Genomic DNA, 19783 nt, shown 5'->3' with positions numbered 1-19783 from the left:
ATCGGTCCGAGGATGGGCGGATGGCATGTGTCTACCTACTCGAATGCGCTGACCGCTTGTACTACGTCGGGAGCACGCGCGATCTCGAGAAACGAATGGAACAGCACAGTTCCGCGCAGATCGGGTTCACGTCCCGACGACGCCCGGTGAAGCTCATGTGGGCAGCAGAGCTCGAATTGCAGGACGCATACGCCGTCGAGCGTCGCATTCACGGATGGTCACGTGCGAAGAAACGTGCTCTGATCAACGGCGACGTCGAACTCCTTCGTCAGCTCTCGAGTCGCGCCCGCGGGAGCATCACGGTGAGCAGTCGCCAAGACCCTTCGTGACGCTCGCAAGCTCGCTCCTCAGGGATCGGAACAGAGCGCAATCTCGCACCTCAGGGAGCAATGGTTGCGGCCACTATCGCTCCTCGCACCCCTAGGGAGCTCCACGCTCCCTAGGGCCAGATCACGATCTCGCCGTCCCGGTCCTCGACCCGATAGACATCGACCGAACCGACGTCGTCCGACGTGCACCGACCGTCGGCGAGGCCGAAGGCGTACTGGTGCAACGGACAGACGACCTTGCCGAGGTCGAATTGCCCATCGGCCAGCGGCCCCCCGCGGTGAGGGCAGACGGCGTCGGTGGCTCGCAGCGTCCCGTCGGTCAGCCGGAATACCGCGATCTGTTTGTCCTGCACCGCATATGCTCGACTCTCACCGAGCTGCAGATCCTCCATGGGGCCCACGACGATCCCGGCGCCCACCGACACGCTGGTCATCGAACCGGCACCTGGGGCAGCGGCAGCAACGGCAGCGCCGACGTGAACTGCGCGGGCGATTTCGGCTCGGCGCGGTCGAGCCACGGATCGACATAGGCCTCGACCGCGGCGTCGATCCCCTCCTGCAGACCGGCGACCAGTCTGTCACGATCGTCGACGATGATCGCGCGGAGTTCCTCGATGCCGATGCGGGGGACGAACGCGTACGTCCGCTCCAGCCACTTGCCCTGCTCTCGGTAGTACTGGATGAAGATCCCGCACAACCGGATCACCTCATCAGCCGAGTCGACCGTCGCCAGGAGGTCACCCTTGCGGATGTGGGCGCCGGCGGCGCCACCGACGTAGATCTCCCACTTGCCGTCGCCGATCGCGACCACGCCGAAGTCCTTGCACAGCGCCTCGGCACAATTGCGCGGACACCCGGTCACCGCGAGTTTGAGCTTCGCCGGCGACTCCAGGCCCTGATAGCGCGTCTCGATGTCGATGCCGAGTTGCGTCGAATCGCCGAGTCCGAAACGGCAGTAGTCGGTACCCACACAGGTTTTCACGGTCCGGAAACTCTTGCCGTAGGCGTACCCCGACGGCATGCCGAGATCCTCCCAGACCTTCGGCAGGTCTTCCTTCTTCACACCGAGGAGGTCCAGTCGCTGCCCACCGGTCGCCTTGATCATCGGGATCGAGTACTTCTCGGCGACGTCGGCGATCTTGCGCAATTGATCGGGTGAGGTCACCCCGCCCTTCATCTGCGGCACCACCGAGAACGTGCCGTCGCGCTGGATGTTGGCGTGCACTCGGTCGTTGACGAACAGTGCGCCGGGTTCACGCTTCCAGTCCGAACCCCAGATGATCCGCAACAGCGACGCTAGCGGCATCTTGGCCGTGGCGTCTTCGCCGCCGGGTGCGAGTTTGTCGAACACCTCACTGACCGACCGCAGGTTCTGTCGTCGGATGGCATCGATGAGTTCGGGTTTCGTCAACGGGATCGCCGGGACGTACCAGTCCGCGGACGCGTCGGCGGTGAGCGCGTCGCCTGCGGCCAGTTCGACGATGTCGGCGACGAGGCCCTTGCACGACCCACATCCCTTGCCGGCGCGGGTCTTCGCACACACGTCGCCCACGCTCGTGCATCCCGAGGCCACACAGGCCACGATGTCACCCTTGGTGACGCCGTTGCAGTTGCACACCTGCACATCGTCGGAGAGCTCGGCCGCGCCGGTCTCGGCGCTCGGTGTCCCCATGTCGAACAGCATGGAGATGCGTTCGTCCGGAAGCGGAACCTTCTCGTCGAAGGCCTGGGTGAGGAAGTTGGCCTTCGAGATGTCACCCAGCAGCATGGCGCCGATCAGCTTGTTGTCGCGGACCACCACGCTCTTGTACACACCGTTGCGCGGCTCGTAGAACTGGACGAACTCGTCGTCCTCGCGTTCGGGACCCTTGACACCCATCGCGGCGACGTCGACGCCGGCGACCTTCAGCTTCGTTGTCAACCGCGAACCATGGTACTCAGCACGAGGATTCGCCCCGGTCAACACGTCGGCGAGGACCACGGCCTGCTCCCACAGCGGCGCCACGAGTCCGTACAGCTCACTGCGATGTTGCGCGCATTCGCCGACCGAATAGATGAATGCCTCGTCCTCACAGCGCATCTGGTCGTCGACCACGATACCGCGCTCGACGACCAACCCGGCACTGCGCGCGATCTCGACGTTCGGCCGGATGCCGGCGGTCACCACGATCATGTCCGCCGGTAACGACTCTCCGTCGGTGAACCCGACACCGGCCACCGTGCCGTCGTCGTTGCGCAGTACCGACGTCGTCCGCTTCCCGGTGTGCACGCCCACGCCGAGGGATTCGATCTTGTTGCGCAGCACCTTTCCACCACGCTCGTCGAGCTGCTGGTTCATGAGGTGCCCGGGCGAGTGGACCACGTCGACGGCCACCCCCTGCGTCTGCAGCCCGTACGCGGCCTCCAGTCCGAGCAGGCCACCGCCGATCACCACCGCACGCATGTGGTCACGCGACACCGCCATCTGCAGCATGCCGTTCGTGTCCTCGATGGTGCGGAACCCGAACACTCCCCGTGCCAGTTTGCCGTCGGGCTCCCGCAATCCATCCATGTTCGGGAAGAACGTATGGGATCCGGTCGCGATGATCAGCACGTCGAATTCGATGACCCGGCCACTGGCACAGGTCACGGTCTTCGCGAACCGGTCGATCGATTCGGCGCGGTCGCCCGAGTAGAGCGTGACGTCGTTCTCCCGATACCAGGCCATCGGATTGAGCATGAGGTCGTCGTCGTCGACCGCGGTCTCACCGGACAGCACGTGGCTGAGCATGATCCGGTTGTAGTTGCCGTACGGCTCGTCGCCGATCATGGTGATGGTGAACTGGTCCCGGCCTCCCCGGGAGATGATCTCCTCCACGGTGCGCGCGCCGGCCATGCCGTTGCCGACGACGACCAGGCGCCGCTTCGCCGTCGTGGTGTCGTCCGGCATCAGAAGAGAACCATTCCGAAGTCGACGACGACCTCGCCGCTCGCCCCGTCCGGCGCGGCCAGCACGAGTTCGAGCGTGGAATCGGGGTCGACGTCCTCGACGACCCGCAGCGGCACGTTCACCGACGATCGCGCACCCATCGGGAACATCCGCATGGGTGCCCCGTCGCGCATCAAGGTGACGCAGATCAGTTCGTCGGAGCTGTTGCCGCCACGAAAGTACAGAGGCTGAGCAGTCATTCCCGACGGAACGACAAACGACAGCGACGCGTCGATCGGTCCCGGCTTGGACAGCCCCGTCCCGGAGAACGCATGGACACCCTGCAGGAAGTGTGGAGTGCTCGACATTCCGCCACTATCCGGGAGGCGCATGAAATGCGACTTGCCTCGGTGTTACGGCGGCGTTGTCTGGTTCTCACCGAGCCCGCTCGACGAGGAGAGCGGACGACCCCGCACCCTGACCCGAGGCGAGCGCTCGGTGGTGGACCTCAGGTCCGACGCCACCCCGCTGCGCCCACCATCTCGGCGACCTGGGTGAACTTCACCCGGGGACGGCCCTGTTCGAGGCCACGGCGCCGTTCGTGACGGTCGATGGCACGCATCCCGCGATAGCCGATCACCGTCCGGACGCGCTTGCGCACCAAGGCCCCGAACGCGCCGGGTGCACACTCGGTACGTCGGATACGTCCCGCCGCGGCGTCGGCGATGAAGTCCTCGACGGTCTGCGTCGCGCACATCTTGTTGGCGCCGATCCCGCCGCTGGGGCCGCGCTTGGCCCAGCCGAGCACGTAGCCGCCCGGGATGATCGCGCCCGTCTCGTCGACGAGCCGCCCGTCGACGTTGCTGAAGACGCCGCGAGCGTCGTCGAAGGTGAGACCGGGGATCGGGGTGGAGCGGTAGCCGATCGAACGGACCACGAGATCGGTGGCGATGTGGTGGCGCCCTTCGCCGGTACGCACCGTGACGGACTCGACCTGCGAATCCCCGGTGATCTCTTCGGGCCTGCTGTGGAACAAGAACACGATCCGGCGACGATTCGGATCGGCTGGTGCACGGAATCTCGAGAGCTCGGCACTCGAGGCGCCGTCGACGTCGTCGATCACCTCGACCTCGACACCCGGGATCTCCGACAGTGCACGGTATTCGGCCGCGGTGTAGGCCGCGGACGCCTGATCCCGACGACCCAGCAGTACCACTTCGTGTACGTTCTGCTCGGCGAGCAGGTCCAGCGCGCGGTCGGCGATGTCGGTGGTGGCCAACAGTTCCGGCGGAGACACCAGGATTCGCGCGACGTCGAGAGCGACATTGCCCGTACCGACGACCACGGCACGTCCCATCGCGGGGTCTTCGGCCGTTCCGCGGCGCAGCGGCGGCCCCGCGTCGACGCCGGGCACTCCGTTGTACCAGGCCACCAGATCGGTGGCCGATGTCGAACCCGGCAGGTCTTCGCCCGGAATACCCAGTCGCCGTGACTCACTCGCGCCGACCGCGTAGAACACGGCGTCGAAGTGCTCGGCGAGCTCGGCCGGCGTGATCTCATCCGGGCCGTCGCCGACGGTCACATTGGTGAGCATCGTGACGCGAGGGTCGCGGTAGAGCAGGTCGAATCCGCGGAGCACTCCCTTGGTGCCCGGATGATCCGGGGCGACACCGGCACGCACGAGCCCGCCCGGGGTCGGGAGTTTGTCGATCACGGTGACCCGCGCCTCGGTGCGGTCGAGCAGGGTGCGCAGCGCGTAGCCGCCGGAGGGACCGGTGCCGACCAGCGCGACGCGAAGTCCCGCATCGAGTTTCGGAACATCCGGATAGGTGACGGAGGACTCGGAGTCTTCGCCGATGGGCGCCCAGCCCGAACGGACATCCGGGTTGTTCTTGTAGAAGTCCGCGTTGATGTCGATGAAGACCTTGTCGCGGGTGCCGAGTTTGTCCGCCGGGTAGATGGCGTCGACGGGACACGCATCGGCGCAGGCGCCGCAGTCGATGCAGGCCTCCGGGTCGATGTGCAGGATGTCGGAGCTGCCGAAGCCGCGCTCCTCCGGTGTCGGATGGATGCAGTTGACCGGACACACCGACACGCATGCCGCGTCACTGCAACACGATTGGGTGATGACGAACATCAGAGCATGTGCGCTTTCCGGTAGTACCGCATGGCGGGCTTGGTGAGCAGTCCGACCTCGTCGAGGAACTCCATGAGGTGGGCGCAGCTGCTGCGGATCATCGAATGGAAGTGTGAGTTGCTCCGCATCTCGCGGACTGCACGGTCGGCGTCGAGCCCGGCGTCCTCGAATGCCTTGCGCTGCACCAGGCTCGTGACGATGTAGTAGGCCCCGACCGAGACGGCGAATGCACTGAACTGGCGGCGGGCCCAGCTCACGCCCTGCAGCGAATCGCGAACCTCCTCGCGAGCGAACTTCATGTGGCGCGACTCTTCGAGGACGTGGATCTCGTTGACGGTGCGGATGAAGTCCAGCACCCGGTCGTCACGCATGCAGCCGCGCTGGAACACGTCCAGGACCTCTTCGGCCACCAGGATTCCGGCGTAGGCGACCTCGTTCTTCGCGGTCTGCATGAAGATCTTGCCGAGTCGCGAGACCTTCTTCGACGGCCGGTAGGAGGTGCCGACCATCTTCTCCGACGCCTTGGCGAACATCAGCGAGTGACGGCATTCGTCAGCGACCTCGGTGAGGGCGAACTGGAACTCCGAGCCGTGGTAGTCCCCGAGGTACTGGTCGCGGATCACCATCTCCTGGAGGATCATCTCGAACCAGATGCCGATGTTCATGATCGAGGCGAACTCGTGGCGCGTCACCGAGATGCGCTGTTCCTCGGTGAGCTCGTCCCAGTACTCGGTGCCGTACAGCGACGACCATTCCGGGCTGCAGCCGTACTTGGTCGGGTCCATCGGCCTGGACCAGTCGATCTCGGTCATCGCGTTACGTGAGAGCCGGGCAGCTGACGCCAGCAGTCGTGCGGACACCTCTTCGGTGCCCTCGTCACGCAGGCTGATGACATTCTCTGTGCGTTCCATCGCGGCGGTCATGGAGAACTCGCTTCCGGTCGTCGTCGATCGTGACAATGATCGATGTAATGACAATGCGTGTTGTCAAGATAGCACCGCTGTGTGACCGAGTAAACGAATCGGCGAATATACTCACCGGTAAGTTCGGCTCAAAGGCCGATCGTCGCAGGTCATCGCGTCGGAGTTGTCCCGTTCTGGCCGCTCTGGGCCAAGACCGCACTCGCGACCGGCGGCGCGAAGTCGACCAAGACCCTCGGCATCCGCATCACCCCCGAGCAGGTCGCCGACAAGATCTGGGAGTCGGTCCACCCGACCCGCCAGGACAAGCTGCTGCACCGCACCAGCTACTCCGTCGGCGCGCAGACCCTCGTCCTCCAGAACGCCGCCAAGTTCATTCCGAACTTCCTGAACCGGACCGTGAACAAGTACATCGCCCAGTAGTCCCGAACCCGCAAACCCACCCTTTTTCTGTAAATTCACCCCGCTCGGACTCGGTGGGTTTGCGGAAAAAGAGTGGGTTTGTCGGTAGGTGGGTCCGGACGGGGCGTTTGTGCGTCTGACTCGTATGGACCTACCCACCGACCCGCACGGCCTGATCCTGCGCAGCGAAACCGCCGGCACCCTCATCAGCGACGAACAGCTGCGGCGCATGGTCAGCACCAAGACCCTCGCCCGGCTCTGGCCGGGCGCGATGGCCGACTTCACCGTGGTCAGCGAACTCCACGCCATCGAGAGGCACCGTCTGACCGTCATCGCTGCGGCAAGGGCGGGACGACCCGGTCGGATCTTCAGTCACGTGTCCTCGGCTGCCATGCACAGGTTGCCGATGCTGTGGCCCGACCTGTCGAAGGTTCATGTGACGTCGCCGAGAGTCGGGAAACGCGCCACGAACATCGTCAGACATCAGGCCATCGTCGATCCGCCGGACATCGAGGTCGTCGACGGGGTCACGGTGACATCCATCGAGCGCACGGCGTGTGATGTCGCCCGCCTGGGAACCAACCGGCAGGCCCTCGCGGTGCTCGATGCCGCGCTTCGACGCAACGCCGATCCCGACCGGATGAGACAGATCCTCGACTCGTGCCGAGGGTTCAAAGGGGTCGAGATGCTTCGCCGCGCTGGCGCACGCGAACGCATCGTCGGAAAGTGTCGGCGAGTCCCTCAGTCGTGCAGTCATGCTCGAGTTTCCCGACCTACCGGTACCGCGACAACAGGTGAAGATCGTCGACGACCACGGCAGATTCATCGCTCGCGTCGACTTCTTGCTGGCGAACAGGGTGATCGGCGAGTTCGACGGCATGGTCAAGTACAGCGGCGGCCTGGGCACCGAGCCCGCCTGGCAGACGGTGGTCAAGGAGAAGACGCGTGAGGACAAGCTTCGCGCACAGGGGTACATCGTCGTGCGGTGGACATGGCCGGACCTCGCCGACAAGGCGCGCTTCTACGCGCAGATCAAGAAGGCGCTTCGATTCGGCGGCATCGAGTGACCGGCAAACCCACCCCTTTTCCGCAAATCCACCGCGCTCGGACCGGGTGGGTTCACGGAAAAGGGGTGGGTTTACGGGGCGGTCAGCGTCGTGCGGTCGGGAGCCGCAACGCGTACCGCAGACTCACCAGGCGCAGTCCGGTCGCGAGAACCGATCCGACGACGAGCCAGATCCAGTGCGGCGCGGACGTATAGGTGGCGCCGACCGCGACGATGGCGGCACCGAGCACCGCGGGCACGGCGTAGAGGTCGAACGGTTGGAGGAGGAGCGGGACCTCGTTGGCGATCACGTCGCGGAGCACCCCACCGCCGACCGCGGTGAGCAGACCGACGGTCGTCGCGGCAAAGGCACTTGCTCCGACGTCGAGGGCGATGCTCGCGCCGGTCGCGGCGAAGAGCCCCATCCCGAACGCGTCGAGCACCAGAATCGATCGGTGCAGCGCGGTGAATGCGGGATGGAAGAAGAAGACGACGAGGCCGGCGACGGTCGCGGTGACGATGGGACCCCATCCGTTGATCGACGCGGGCGGGGTGATGCCGAGCAGCACGTCGCGCAAGACGCCACCGCCGACACCGGTGAGCACGCCGACGGTGACGATCCCCCACATGTCGAAGTCCTTGCGGACCCCGAGCATGGCACCCGACGCCGCGAATACCGCGATACCCGCGAAGTTGAGCACGTCGAGCAGCACGGATCACCTCAGGATCAGGGACGGGGAAGACCGCCGGCACACGAATGACCGCCCCCGGTCGGACCGGAGGCGGTCATCGGTACGTCAATGCGGTGCCGGAACGGCGACCGGACGAGGCTAGCGACGATCCAGATCGATGAGACCGGCGCGGGCCGCCTTGACCAGACGACGCGGAATCCGCACGGGGACGCCGTTCACCTTCTCTTCTTGCAGTGCGGGGTTTTCCGCCTTCCACTGCGAACGACGGCTACGGGTGTTCGCCCGCGACATCCGGCGCTTCGGTACAGCCATGGTTGAGCCCTTCTCCTACTGTGGTCTGCGTGGCCGATGGTGACGCCATGCATCACTGGGTCGGCCCCATCAGTGCACCCCTCGACCCGACGCGGCCGTGGCACACAACCCGACCAGACTACCTGGCGGGGACGTCCAGCTCCAAAATGGCCGATCCGGCGACATCCGTGAGCGCACTTCTCAGAGGTAACTCCACGGCGACTGCAGGTCGGTCAGCGCGATCACCAGCCAGTACGCGACCCAGACGACGATGATGAACGCACCGATGATGATCGCGGTCAGCGCAACACCGTCCCCGGTCTGCCTGCCGCCCGACGCCGCTATCTGTTTGCGTGCGACGATCCCGAGCACCAGCCCGATGAGGCCGCCGATCCCACTGCACAGGAGGCCCAGCAGCGAGGCGACGAGCGCTACCACGGCCAGTGTGTTGGTCGACGAGCCGCCGGCGTCGTCGCCGGTGGTCTCGGCGGAGCCGGGTTCAGCGGATTCCGATCCAGGAGGGCGGCCCTCGCCGGGCGGTGTGAACTGCTGGCCTTGCCGGCCCGGGATCGGACCCTGAGGGGGTCGACCGTATCCCTGCGGTGGGCCGTACCCCGGTTGGCCGGAGCCGGGTTGCCCATGGCCCTGCGGTTGCCCGTAACCCTGCGCTTGGCCGTAACCCTGACGTTGCCCGGGGCCCTGCGGTTGCTGACCGTATCCCTGCGGTTGACCGAACCCCTGCTGCGGACCGTGGCCCTGCCGGGGAGGCGGTGGCGGCGCCTGCCCGGGTGGCGGTCCCGCCGGCGGCCGCGTCGAGATCACGCGCGTGGAGTCGTAACCCGACGGGGGCGGGCCACCGGGCCCGCGACCACCACCCGCCCCGGGAGCGCCTGTCCCCGGCGGCGGCGAAACCGGCTGCGCAGAGGGGGGATTCGAGGCAGGTCCGGTACGGATGACACGGGTGACGCCGTCGGCCGGACTGTGCGACTCGGGAATCTCCGTGTCGTCGGGTCCGGCCCCTGGTGTCGAGGTCACCGGTACGGAGTCCGGCTCGGCATCGGGGACGGCCGACTTCTGGGTCGGTTCCCACGGCGACGGGTCGGTTGCCGAGGCGTCCGACGGCGGGGTGGGTGATGAGGCCGGATCCGTCGGATCGCCACCTCCGGTCGGAGTGGTCATCAGGTGCCTTTCACGAGCTGTGCGCGCAGCGGGGCGACGCAGGGTGGATGCGTGCACGCACACCCGGCCGTGCATTCTGCACAGCCTAGTGAAAAGGGCTCCGAACTGGGCCGAAGTCGATGATCACGGCGCTCGATCGGCCCGATATTCGTTCAGTAGTAGTAGACGGAGTCCGTCGAATTGCCGGCCGCGATGATGACGATGAAGATGACCACCCACACGATCGCGCCCACGATGGCCAGCGCGCCGGTGATGATCCCGGCGAGCGCCATTCCCGATCCCGTCTGCGTATCACCGGTTTGTTCGACCTCGCGTCGGGCCATGAAGCCGAGGACCACCGCGGCGATGCCGACCGGGAACGAGATCAGGAAGCACGCGGCGAGCATGACCAGACCGACGATTCCCGAGATCAACGCCCCGATCGCCTTGCCGTTGGTGCTCTTCTGCGGCGCCGGGTATCCGTAACCGCCGCCGTAGGGTGCGGCGCCGTACGGATTCTGCGACCCGTAAGCGCTGCCGTAGGCGGGAGCCTGGCCGGCCTGGTACGGATCGTTGTACTGCCCGTAGGACCCGCCCGGGGGTTGCGCATAGGGATCCTGGCTCGGCGTCCCGTATCCCTGGTTGCCGGACGGCGATCCGTAGGGACTCTGGCCGTACTGGTCCTGGCCATAGGCACTCTGGCCGGAAGGACTCTGCCCGTACGGATTCTGGCCGTAGGGATTCTGGCCGTAGGGGTCCGACGACGGGCCCGGCTGGTAGGTCTGGCCGTATTCGGTCGGCGCGTACTCCGGGGCGGCGCCCTGGCCCTGGTCACCCTTGCTGAGGTTGGGACCCGAGTTACCCGAAGACCCCGAGCTCGGCACCGTCCCCCAGTCGTCCTGGCCCTGGCCCGAGCCCTGTCCCGGTGGATAACTCACGCACAACCCCCATGTAGATCCGACACGATGTGTTCACCAGCCTAACGACTAGACTCGACCGGTGTCTGGCGTCATCTCCGGCTTCACGGTGATCTTCATTGTAGTCGGGGTGGGTTACGTCCTCGGGCGCACGCGAGTCATCGGCGACCATGCCCACGAAGTCCTGTCCCGGCTGGTGTTCTTCGTCTTCACCCCGGCACTCCTGTTCCATTCGATGGTCACCTCCGACCTGTCGGTCATCTTCTCGGCGACGCTCGTGATCGCCGGTGGCAGCGCATTCCTCATGGGTGCCGTCTACGTGGTGATCGCCAGGCTCTGGCTCCGGCGCGCGGTCCCCGAACTCGTGATCGGCGGACTGTCGGCGTCGTACGTGAACAGCGTGAATCTCGGACTGCCGATCGCGATCTTCGTCCTCGACGACGCGTCGTTCATCGCTCCGCTGCTGCTGTTCCAGATCCTGATCTACTCACCGGTGGCACTGCTCGCGCTCGATCTCACCGCGCTCGACCGTGATTCGGGACGCTCACTGTTGAAGGACTCGCTCGTCGCCCCGATCACGAATCCGATCGTCGTCGGCGGACTCGCCGGTCTGGCGATCTCGCTGATCGGCTGGACGCCTCCGGCCGCGGTCATGTCTCCACTGAAGATGCTGGGTGATGCCTCGGTGCCGGCGGCCCTGCTCGCGTTCGGCCTGTCCCTGACCGGTGTGGCGGTGTTCAAGAAGGGACAGAGCCCGCGCCGCGACATCGCACTGGCGAGCATCCTGAAGATGGTCGCCATGCCGCTCACCGTGTACGCCGTCGCCCGCTGGGGCTTCGGACAGACGGGCGAAGCGCTGTTCGCGCAGGTGGTCATCGCGGCGTTGCCCACCGCACAGAATGTCCTGGTGTACGCCACCCGTTATCGGCGCGGCCAGATCCTCGCCCGGGACACGGCATTGATCACGACGCTCGCGTCGATACCGACCATCATGGTCATCGCCCTCGTGCTGGCCTGAACGGTCAGACGTCCGGCTCGTCTCGGGACACGTATTTGACGTCGACGCCACCCATCAGCGCCAGTCCCGTCACCCGCACGACCGGTGCGCCGGGCCGAGATGCCTTCTGCGACCTGCCGCTGAAACCGCCCATGATGCCCAGTCCCCCGATCTCGACGGTCACCCCGTCGGGCACCTTGATCTCGACGCCGCCCATGATCGCCACGCACTGGAGAGTCAGCACCGGCGCGGTGAACTCCACCTCTCGCAGATCGAGTTCGACCCCGCCCATGATGGCGGTGGCGGTGAGCTGATCAGCGACCACCGCGGTCCCCGACAACTCGCTGCCGGACATGATCGCCAGCCGGTGGCGAACGGCCGGATCCCCGCTCCCGCCCGTGACGCGTGGCCCCGGGGACAGGCTGGCCGCGGGCATCGCGACGCCGAGCTGAGCCACCGGGAGGTCGTCGGTGAGGAGATCGAGGTCACCGAAAGTCTTGGCGAGCACCGCTTTTCCGGCACGCTCCTCGTATTCGGTCGGAGAGAGGCTGCCGTGCGCCATGGCGGCGGAGAGGATCTCGTGGACCAGTTCGCGGTCCGCGTCCGCGGCACGGAGCCGGGCTCGACGGTCGTCGGGAGTCGATGGTTCACCGGGTTGGGTCACGTCTGCAGACCCTAGTTGGCCGAGTCCGGCTGAACCACCCTGATCTTTCCCCCGGAGTCGACCCCGAGAGACGCTCATCTGCGATCTCGTTTCGACGACCCCTCTGCTCAACTACCCGACGAAAGATCCCGCCGAGCGGCATAATTCATCGCGTCCGGGCGGGACAGACAGCCGACCGGCGTACATCGGAGGCGAAGATGAACCAGCCCTACGATCCGGGCCAGCCCGGCGGCGGCCGGCCGGGACCGGAACCCTCGGGATACCAGCCGCCGTACGGCCAGCCGAATCCCCCGCAGTCGCCATTCCCGGACAGCGGGTACGCACCGTCGGGAGGCTTCGGACAACCCGGGTCATACGGCGGCTATCCACCGCCTCCTCCACCGCGCAAGGACCGCGCCGGGATGCGACGGTGGGGCAAGATCCTGACCATGGTCGGCGTCCTGATCCTGGTCCTGTCGGTCGCGGTCGGAGTGGTCCTCGCAGTCGCCGGCATCGGCACTGTGGTCGACCAGGCGGACAAGGCGTTCGAGGTGAATCCGACCGCCGAGCAGTACTACGACGCGGGCGACGAGTTCCAGTTGTTCAGTACCAGCGCCTCGAACGGCGTGCCGGGCTGTGAGATCACCGGCCCCGCCGCGCTGGCACCGGGAACGAACACGACGACCGAGTTCACCTTCGACGGTTCCGGAGTCGAGTCGTTCGACTCCTTCGAGGTCGTCGAATCCGGGACCTACTCGTTCCGATGCGATTCGCCCGCCGTCGTCGCATCGCTCGACGCGTCCGGCATCTTCAGCGGCGTCGGAGGTGTGCTGCTCGCGGTCCTCGGCGGCGGATTCGGCGGTCTGCTCGCGATCGTGGGCATCGTGCTCTGGATCATCGCCGGCCGGAAACCGAAGACGGTCTGACGGCCTCGACCCCGCGACCTCTCCGCTGAGCCGAGATCAGCCGCGGCGACGCCCCTTTCGGGCCCGAAGATAGTCGCCGACCACGGCGGCACCGAGACCGTCGACGTCCGGTGCCACGACGCGCCCGCCGATCCGGCGGGCGATCTGGTCCATGAAATGCGCCAGCCCGGGATCCTCGCCGAGCCGGAAGAACGTGACCTGTGCGCCGATTCGCGCGACATGATCGAGTTCGCGGACCGTGAGCGCGATGGTCTGCGGGTGCGGCGGATAGAAGAAGAACGGCTCTCCGCTGGGATCGAGATGCGCGGTGGGCTCTCCGTCGGTGACCACCAGGACCACCGGCTGAGCATTCGGGAACCGTCGGAGGTGCCGCTGCGCGAGCAGCAACGCGTGGTGCAGGTTGGTGCCCTGCTCCATGCGCGGCTGCAGACCCGTAAGCTCCGCGATGTCGATCGAACGCGCATACCTACCGAAGGCGATGAGGTGCAGTTCGTCGCTGCGGAAACGGGTGGAGATCAGGTGATTCAGGGCGATCGCGGTGCGCTTCATCGGCGTCCACCGCCCCTCCATCTCCATCGAGAACGAGGTGTCGACGAGAAGCACGACCGCCGCCTGTGTGCGGCTCTCGGTCTCCGAGACCTCGACGTCGCGGACATCGATGCGCACACCCGACCGCGCCATCTCCGAGGTCGCCAGAGACGGCTCGGTGGTCTCGGAGACGGTGCGCAGCACCGCATTCGAGACCGTTCGAGTGACATCCCAGGGATCGGTGTCGCCGAACTCCCACTCACGGGAGGCGCCGGTCGGTTCGCCCAGTAGTCCGGTCTGGCGGGTCTGGCGGTCGCCTCGACGCCCCGACAGCTGTTCGGCGATGTCCCGGAAGATCGACTGGCCGAGCTGGCGCATCGCCTTGGGACTCAGCCGCAGCTGACCATCGGCGGTGCGATCGAAGAATCCCTGTTCGGACAACGCCTTCTCGAGTTCGGCCAGCATCCGGGCGTCGACCGCCGCGTCGTCGCCGAGCTGCCTGGCGAGCGCATCGAGGTCGATGTCGTCCATCTGCGCGCCCGCGTACTGCTGTGACAACTGCTCGGAGAGTGCGTCGAGTTCGGAGATGTCGCGCAGCGCGGCGGCACCCTCACCGAGTCCCATCGGCTGATCGCCGGAGAACGACTGCGCGTCGTCCCAGTCGAGACCCGGTCGCGCCGCCCGAAGCTGCGAATCCATCTGTGCCAGTTGGTTCATGAGGTCGGGCGAACCGAAAGCCTGCTGGGCCAGCTGGTCCAGTTCGGCCCGTTGCTCGGGAGTCAGCGAGTTGTAGAACTGCTGCGCCGCGGCCGCCCGCTGCGCGAGGGAGTCGATCAGTTCCTCGGTGTTACGGGGGTTCTCCGGGAAGAACTCGCCGTGGGCGTCCATGAACTCGTCGAACGCCTCGGTGGTGTCCTCGCCCCGATTGTGCGCCTCGAGGAGCTTGTTCAGGTCCTTGAGCATCTCCGAGATGCGTTGTCGGTCCTGCTCGTTCGCGCCCTCGAGGGCTTCCTTCATCCCCGCGAAGCGCTGATCCAGCAGCTCCCGCCCGAGCAGGTCTTTGATCTTGTCGTAGTCCCCGCGCGCCTGCGGACTGCGCCAGTTGTACTCTGACAGTTCCTCGACGGCCTGCGCGGTCGACGGCGGGAGACTCCCGATCTGCATCTCGGCGAACCGGGCGTCGTCGTCGAGGTCACGCGCCAGTTGCTTGCGCTCCTCGAGTACCGCGCGGTCGAGGAGTTCGCGGATCTCGGCGAACGTGCCGTCGAGATTGCGCTTCTTGAGGAGCTCCTGCCGACGGCGGTTGATCTGCTCGCGCAACTTGTCGAGCCCCCGCATGTCCGGCGTGCCGCGGCGCAGCAGTTCCCGCAGCGCCCGCTGCGGCGACGCTCCGGCCATGACGTCCTCGCCGATCGTCTCCAGCGCCTCGCGCAGGTCGACCGGAGGCGCGAGCGGATCGGGGCCGCCGGCGTAACGCTGGTAGCGCGAACGATGGAAGCTCTTGCGCGCCATGTGTTCTCCTAGTTGTTGTCAGCCGTAGACCGTCTGACCGCTCTCGTCGGCTTCCTTGCCGATCCGGCGGGCGAGGAAGAGCCCTTCGAGCGCGAGTTCGACGGCACTGGCGCGCTCCCCCTCGGTGTCGGCCTCGAGGCGCTCGGCGATCTGGTCGAGGACGCCGGCGGTGGCGTCCGGCGACGGGATGGAACCCAGCAGATCGGCGGCGCGCACCCGGTCACCGGTGACCACCGGCTCGCCGTTCTCGAGGGCGTCGACGAGCGGAGCCATGTCGATGCCACCGAGGTGGGCACGCACCGCGTCGGCGATGGACTTGCGCATCAGGTGCTCGAGGATCTCCAGTTCACGCCCCTCCTCGCCGGACTCGAACTCGATCTTGCCGCGGAGCACCTCGATCACCGACTCGAGATCGACCACTCGGGCCACCGCCTGATCCTCGCCCGTCACCGTCGCCCGGTGGAGCGCCGCGGCCGCGACGGTCTCGGCACCGGCGATGGAGAAGCGTGCCGACACACCGGACCGCTGGTCGATGGACGGGTGATCGCGGGCGTAACGGGTGAAGCGCGCCAGGATCTCGGTGATGAACGTCGGCACACTGGCGGTGAGATCCGCCTCCTGCTCGATGACCGACACCTCGTCGTCGAGCTCGAGTGGGTAATGGGTGCGGATCTCGGCGCCGAAGCGGTCCTTGAGCGGGGTGATGATCCGTCCGCGGTTGGTGTAGTCCTCCGGGTTGGCGCTCGCCATCACCAGGACGTCGAGCGGCAGTCGCAGGGTGTAACCGCGGACCTGGATGTCGCGCTCCTCCATCACGTTGAGCATGGACACCTGGATTCGCTCGGCGAGGTCGGGCAGCTCGTTGATGGCGACGATGCCGCGGTGCGAACGCGGGATGAGTCCGAAGTGGATGGTCTCCGGGTCGCCGAGGCTGCGGCCCTCGGCGACCTTCATCGGGTCGATGTCGCCGACGAGGTCGGCGACGGAGGTGTCCGGCGTGGCCAGCTTCTCGCTGTAACGCTGCGAACGGTGCCGCCACTCGATCGGCAGATCGTCGAGGAGGTTGGCGGCCTTCCTGATCGACCCTGGGGTGATGGGTTCGTACGGATGCTCACCGAGTTCGGAACCGGCGATGACCGGCGTCCACTCGTCGAGGAGCCCGACCAGGGTGCGCAGGATTCGCGTCTTGCCCTGACCGCGTTCCCCGAGCATGACGACGTCGTGGCCGGCGATCAGCGCCCGCTCGAGCTGCGGGATGACCGTGGCCTCGAAGCCCACGATGCCCGGCCACGGATCACGTCCCTCGCGGAGTGCGGACAGGAGGTTGTTGCGGATCTCGTCGCGCACACTGCGTTGGACATGACCGCTGGCACGCAGTTCACCCAAGGTGCGGGGTGACGGATGCCGGGTTTCGGTCGACTGGGAGCCATGTGTGGTGAAGTTGTCCTCTGGCACCTCATCGAGGCTACTCCGCGTTGCGGAGCGCGTGCGCGTCGTCACTGTCCGCCGCCGCCGGCGTCCAGGTCGGGTCGCGGCCGATGAATCCCATGAGGCGACTCACCGCGTCGGCGTCGGCGCCCACCTCGACCTTCGGACCGTACTGACCCGAGCTGCGGAGGATGTCGTCGATCGGCGCCATGCCCGCGAGCAGTTGCTCGGCGAATACGGGGTCGAGGCCGGGGGTCGCGCCCTGGGATCGGGCCAGATCCCAGGTGTGCATGTACACGTCGGCCGTGTAGAACCGGTCGATCGCATCGGCGAGACGGTGCTCCCCGGCCATGGGATGGCTGAAGGCGTCTTCGGCCGGCGGCCCGTCGAGCAGGGCCTGCACCCCCGCCGTGTGCGCCGACCACGCCGCGCCCGGGTCGTCGGCGACGGCCGGCCCGGCCGGGAGTTCGACGCCACCGGCGGCGAGGAAGCCGGTGAACCAGTCGACGAGATGGGCGACGACATCGCGCGCCACCCACCCGTCGACCGGCGTCGGGGCGTTCCAGTCGGAGACGTCGGCGATCACGTCGGCGAAGCCTGCAGTGACTTCGCGATGCCGTGCGCCGGCACTCAGATCTGCGATGGTCATGTCCGACGGCTCAGACCGTGCCGTCGGACAGCATGCGGTCAAGGGCGGCGTAGCCCTCGTTGACGCCGACCTCCATGCCGGAGGCGAGCCAACCGTCGCGCGCTTCGAAACTGTCGCACAGGGATTGGGCGTGGAGCCGCGTCGTGCCGTCGCCCAGGTCCTCGAACCAGAGGGTTTCCAGCGACACCGCGTCCGGCATGCCGAGGAAGGTGAACGTCTGCACGATCTTGTCCTCGCCCACGGTGTGGAAGCAGCCACGGAATCCGAACTCCTGCCCATCGTGGGTGGAGACATAGCTCCAGCTGCCACCGTCGCGGACGTCCCACTCGACGATCCGGCTGCTGATGGCGTCCGGCCCGATCCACCGGACGAAGAGCTCGGGGTCGGTGTGGGCTTTCATCAGTTGCGCGGGCGTCCCGCGGAAGTCCCGCGTGATACGGATGACGGGCACCTCCTTGTCGGCCTCGATGGCAGCCTCGGGATAGCGGGTCTGGGTTGCGGTCATGACACCTTTCCTTCCTGGTGGAGTGGTTGTTCGACCTCGGGTTCCGACGGATGCTGAGCCTCGGGGCCGTCGTTCATCTCGGCGAGCAGCGTGTCGAGGCGCTGGTAGCGCTCCTCCGCCCGCTTGCGATACCGCTCGATCCACTTGGTCATGAGGTCGAACACCTCTGCTTCCAGATGGACCGGACGGGTTTGGGCCTCCCGGGTTCGGGTCACCAGACCGGCATCCTGGAGCACCTTCAGATGCTTCGAGACGGCCTGGATGCTGACGTCGTACGGTTCGGCGAGTTGACTGACCGTCGCATCCGAGACCGCAAGCCGCGCAACCATGTCGCGCCGCGTGGGGTCCGCGAGTGCGGCGAACACCTTGGACAACTCGTCTGCCATTCGAACTCCTCAACCGATTGGTTGAATACGATCGTGCGCCCTGCCGAGGCTGTTGTCAACCCCTTGGTTGAATACGCTGGTTCCGCAACTTGGCAGGGTGGAACGGCCCCACGACGACGACTCCCACCGTCGGCGGGCGAGCCGAGGTGGGAGTCGGGTGGGAGTCCGGGAGTCGGGTGGGGGTCCGGGCGTCGCCGGGGCGGGGGTCAGGCCGGCCCGATGGGTGCCTCACCGCGCAGGGTGATCCGGTGCATCACACGGCGGGCGTCACCGTAGTCGCGGTTCGCGTAGTGCAGCGTGTTCCGGTTGTCCCACAGCACCAGGTCGCCGAGGCGCCAGCGGTGCCGGACGATGTGTTCGGGCTTGGTGAGATGCGCGTAGAGCAGATCCAGGATGCCGCGGCTCTCCGCGTCGGAGACACCGTCGATGTGCGAGGTGAATCCGGGATTGACGAACAACGACTTGCGGCCGGTCTCCGGGTGGATGCGCACCACCGGGTGGGTGACCGGCACCAGCTCGGTGACCTCTTCGCCGTCCCAGGTGTTGCCGCGGCCGTTGCGTCGCTGCTTGAGGTAGTAACCGAACTCGCGGTTCCCGTCGTGCACCGCACTGAGTCCGTCGATCATCCGGCGGACCGGCTCCGACAGCGACCGGTACGCGAGTTCGGCGTCGGCCCAGTTGGTGTCACCGCCGTTGCGCGGCAAAACAACCGGACGCAGGATCGATCCCATCGGCGGGCGCGGCATGAACGTGACGTCGGTGTGCCAGACATCGGCGAATCCGTTGTCGGCGCTGTCGAGTGAGTAGACCTCACCGGGGACGTCGCCGCTGTTCCACACCGGATGCCCGAAGGTCAGGTCGCCCAGCCGGTTTCCGAATCGGATGTGCGCCTCGTCGTCGAGGTGCTGGTCGCGGAGGACGATGACCTTGTAGTCGATCAGCGCCCGGCGCAGCGCGGCGATCTGCGCGTCGGATGCCGTGGCCACGTCGACGCCGCGGATCTCGGCACCGAAGTGCGGACCGAACTCGTCGACATCGAATTCGACTCCACCGGAGATGGTTCCGGTGTCCGGACGAAGTGCCGTGTCAGGACGGGGTGTGGAGCCGACGGATTGCGAGGTGGTTGTCATGAGGGTTGTTCTCCAGGTCGAAGCAGGCGGGGGCGGGAGCGGGGCGCGCCGGCGGCGAACCGTGATGCGATCCGTCCGCCCAGTTCATCGAGTGGAGAGTGCCCGTGGTCCCGCTGTCGCGCCTGGCGACGAGCCCGGCTTTCCCGCTGGTCGAGCCGGTGAGGCTCGCAGGCGCCGGGCCGAGCAAGCGACGAAGGAGCGTGTCGAGGTCGACGAGCCGAGTCGAAGCCGCCATCGTGGCGGGAGACGCGGGAACGGAATACACCCCTACTGTCTAACC

The 19783-nt window shown here is 66.7% G+C and carries 20 protein-coding genes and 2 pseudogenes; 6 read left to right on the top strand and 16 right to left on the bottom strand.

Translation table 11 applies throughout. From position 1 onward, the window contains the following. Positions 1 to 20: 20 nt before the first annotated feature. Entirely contained in the window at positions 21 to 329 is a 309-nt protein-coding gene (locus AC3B6C_RS14510; RefSeq protein WP_488373267.1) for a GIY-YIG nuclease family protein, read from the top strand. Positions 330 to 439: 110 nt separating this feature from the next. Here the strand turns inward: AC3B6C_RS14510 and AC3B6C_RS14505 are convergent, their stop codons facing one another. The 5 genes from AC3B6C_RS14505 to AC3B6C_RS14485 form a co-directional block, all read right to left on the bottom strand. Next, on the bottom strand, positions 440 to 763 hold the full coding sequence (locus AC3B6C_RS14505; protein ID WP_488373266.1) for a Rieske (2Fe-2S) protein: 324 nt from the start codon (positions 761 to 763) through the stop codon (positions 440 to 442). Continuing rightward, a complete protein-coding gene (gene nirB, locus AC3B6C_RS14500) occupies positions 760 to 3258 on the bottom strand; it encodes a nitrite reductase large subunit NirB (RefSeq protein ID WP_488373265.1) in 2499 nt (832 codons plus the stop codon). The genes AC3B6C_RS14505 and nirB overlap by 4 nt, the downstream gene beginning before the upstream one ends. After that, positions 3258 to 3605 carry a hypothetical protein gene (locus tag AC3B6C_RS14495; RefSeq protein ID WP_010843507.1) on the bottom strand — a complete coding sequence of 116 codons (348 nt, stop codon included), beginning with the start codon at positions 3603 to 3605 and terminating at the stop codon, positions 3258 to 3260. The genes nirB and AC3B6C_RS14495 overlap by 1 nt, the downstream gene beginning before the upstream one ends. A 140-nt stretch (positions 3606 to 3745) precedes the next feature. Further along, complete coding sequence (locus AC3B6C_RS14490; protein ID WP_488373264.1) at positions 3746 to 5374, bottom strand: FAD-dependent oxidoreductase; 1629 nt, start codon at positions 5372 to 5374, stop codon at positions 3746 to 3748. Then, positions 5374 to 6297 carry an AurF N-oxygenase family protein gene (locus AC3B6C_RS14485; RefSeq protein WP_010843509.1) on the bottom strand — a complete coding sequence of 308 codons (924 nt, stop codon included), beginning with the start codon at positions 6295 to 6297 and terminating at the stop codon, positions 5374 to 5376. Before AC3B6C_RS14485 ends, AC3B6C_RS14490 begins: the two co-directional genes overlap by 1 nt. Positions 6298 to 6453: 156 nt before the next feature. Here AC3B6C_RS14485 and AC3B6C_RS14480 point away from each other — a divergent pair. The 3 genes and pseudogenes from AC3B6C_RS14480 to AC3B6C_RS14470 form a co-directional block, all read left to right on the top strand. Then, positions 6454 to 6717, top strand: a pseudogene (locus AC3B6C_RS14480) (SDR family oxidoreductase); the annotation flags it as partial. Positions 6718 to 6841: 124 nt separating this feature from the next. Next, positions 6842 to 7297: pseudogene (locus tag AC3B6C_RS14475) on the top strand (hypothetical protein); the annotation flags it as partial. Between the two features lie 154 nt (positions 7298 to 7451). Then, on the top strand, positions 7452 to 7763 hold the full coding sequence (locus AC3B6C_RS14470; protein ID WP_488376417.1) for a hypothetical protein: 312 nt from the start codon (positions 7452 to 7454) through the stop codon (positions 7761 to 7763). An 82-nt stretch (positions 7764 to 7845) separates the two neighbouring features. Here the strand turns inward: AC3B6C_RS14470 and AC3B6C_RS14465 are convergent, their stop codons facing one another. The 4 genes from AC3B6C_RS14465 to AC3B6C_RS14450 all read right to left on the bottom strand — a co-directional run bounded on the left by AC3B6C_RS14465 (position 7846) and on the right by AC3B6C_RS14450 (position 10820). Then, positions 7846 to 8454 carry a trimeric intracellular cation channel family protein gene (locus AC3B6C_RS14465; RefSeq protein WP_055475341.1) on the bottom strand — a complete coding sequence of 203 codons (609 nt, stop codon included), beginning with the start codon at positions 8452 to 8454 and terminating at the stop codon, positions 7846 to 7848. 117 nt (positions 8455 to 8571) lie between these two features. Beyond that, on the bottom strand, positions 8572 to 8745 hold the full coding sequence (rpmF, locus tag AC3B6C_RS14460; protein ID WP_004020060.1) for a 50S ribosomal protein L32: 174 nt from the start codon (positions 8743 to 8745) through the stop codon (positions 8572 to 8574). A gap of 180 nt (positions 8746 to 8925) precedes the next feature. Continuing rightward, entirely contained in the window at positions 8926 to 9903 is a 978-nt protein-coding gene (locus AC3B6C_RS14455; protein ID WP_055475342.1) for a DUF4190 domain-containing protein, read from the bottom strand. Between the two features lie 152 nt (positions 9904 to 10055). Continuing rightward, positions 10056 to 10820: a DUF4190 domain-containing protein gene (locus AC3B6C_RS14450; RefSeq protein WP_035717775.1), complete on the bottom strand. Its 765-nt coding sequence runs from the start codon at positions 10818 to 10820 to the stop codon at positions 10056 to 10058. 61 nt (positions 10821 to 10881) lie between these two features. Between AC3B6C_RS14450 and AC3B6C_RS14445 the strand changes: the two genes are divergently transcribed. Further along, positions 10882 to 11817 carry an AEC family transporter gene (locus tag AC3B6C_RS14445; RefSeq protein WP_488373258.1) on the top strand — a complete coding sequence of 312 codons (936 nt, stop codon included), beginning with the start codon at positions 10882 to 10884 and terminating at the stop codon, positions 11815 to 11817. A gap of 4 nt (positions 11818 to 11821) precedes the next feature. Here AC3B6C_RS14445 and AC3B6C_RS14440 read toward each other — a convergent pair whose 3' ends face one another. Beyond that, the gene (locus AC3B6C_RS14440) at positions 11822 to 12460 is read right to left on the bottom strand and encodes a DUF1707 domain-containing protein (RefSeq protein ID WP_488357485.1); all 639 of its coding nucleotides are present in this window, start codon (positions 12458 to 12460) and stop codon (positions 11822 to 11824) included. A gap of 197 nt (positions 12461 to 12657) precedes the next feature. On the opposite strand from AC3B6C_RS14440, the gene AC3B6C_RS14435 reads away from it, so the two are divergent. Next, the gene (locus tag AC3B6C_RS14435) at positions 12658 to 13365 is read left to right on the top strand and encodes a hypothetical protein (RefSeq protein WP_488373257.1); all 708 of its coding nucleotides are present in this window, start codon (positions 12658 to 12660) and stop codon (positions 13363 to 13365) included. 36 nt (positions 13366 to 13401) lie between these two features. On the opposite strand, the gene AC3B6C_RS14430 is transcribed toward AC3B6C_RS14435, so the two are convergent. The 6 genes from AC3B6C_RS14430 to AC3B6C_RS14405 all read right to left on the bottom strand — a co-directional run bounded on the left by AC3B6C_RS14430 (position 13402) and on the right by AC3B6C_RS14405 (position 19503). Further along, positions 13402 to 15405: a vWA domain-containing protein gene (locus AC3B6C_RS14430; RefSeq protein WP_488373256.1), complete on the bottom strand. Its 2004-nt coding sequence runs from the start codon at positions 15403 to 15405 to the stop codon at positions 13402 to 13404. Between the two features lie 18 nt (positions 15406 to 15423). Next, positions 15424 to 16860 (bottom strand): sigma 54-interacting transcriptional regulator, encoded by a 1437-nt coding sequence (locus AC3B6C_RS14425; protein ID WP_010843519.1) that lies wholly within the window; start codon positions 16858 to 16860, stop codon positions 15424 to 15426. 10 nt (positions 16861 to 16870) lie between these two features. Next, positions 16871 to 17482, bottom strand: a complete 612-nt coding sequence (locus AC3B6C_RS14420) for a maleylpyruvate isomerase family mycothiol-dependent enzyme (RefSeq protein ID WP_488373255.1) — start codon at positions 17480 to 17482, stop codon at positions 16871 to 16873. A 10-nt stretch (positions 17483 to 17492) separates the two neighbouring features. Then, positions 17493 to 17987, bottom strand: coding sequence for an SRPBCC domain-containing protein (locus AC3B6C_RS14415; protein ID WP_010843521.1), 495 nt, complete (start codon positions 17985 to 17987; stop codon positions 17493 to 17495). Next, positions 17984 to 18373: an ArsR/SmtB family transcription factor gene (locus AC3B6C_RS14410; RefSeq protein WP_010843522.1), complete on the bottom strand. Its 390-nt coding sequence runs from the start codon at positions 18371 to 18373 to the stop codon at positions 17984 to 17986. The genes AC3B6C_RS14415 and AC3B6C_RS14410 overlap by 4 nt, the downstream gene beginning before the upstream one ends. A gap of 206 nt (positions 18374 to 18579) precedes the next feature. Further along, the gene (locus AC3B6C_RS14405) at positions 18580 to 19503 is read right to left on the bottom strand and encodes a TauD/TfdA dioxygenase family protein (protein ID WP_014925871.1); all 924 of its coding nucleotides are present in this window, start codon (positions 19501 to 19503) and stop codon (positions 18580 to 18582) included. Positions 19504 to 19783: the final 280 nt, after the last annotated feature.

The sequence above is a fragment of the Gordonia sp. 11cp genome, assembly GCF_057767225.1.
The sequence above is the reverse complement of the archived record's forward strand: the minus strand, read 5'-3'. Positions and strand labels throughout refer to the sequence as shown.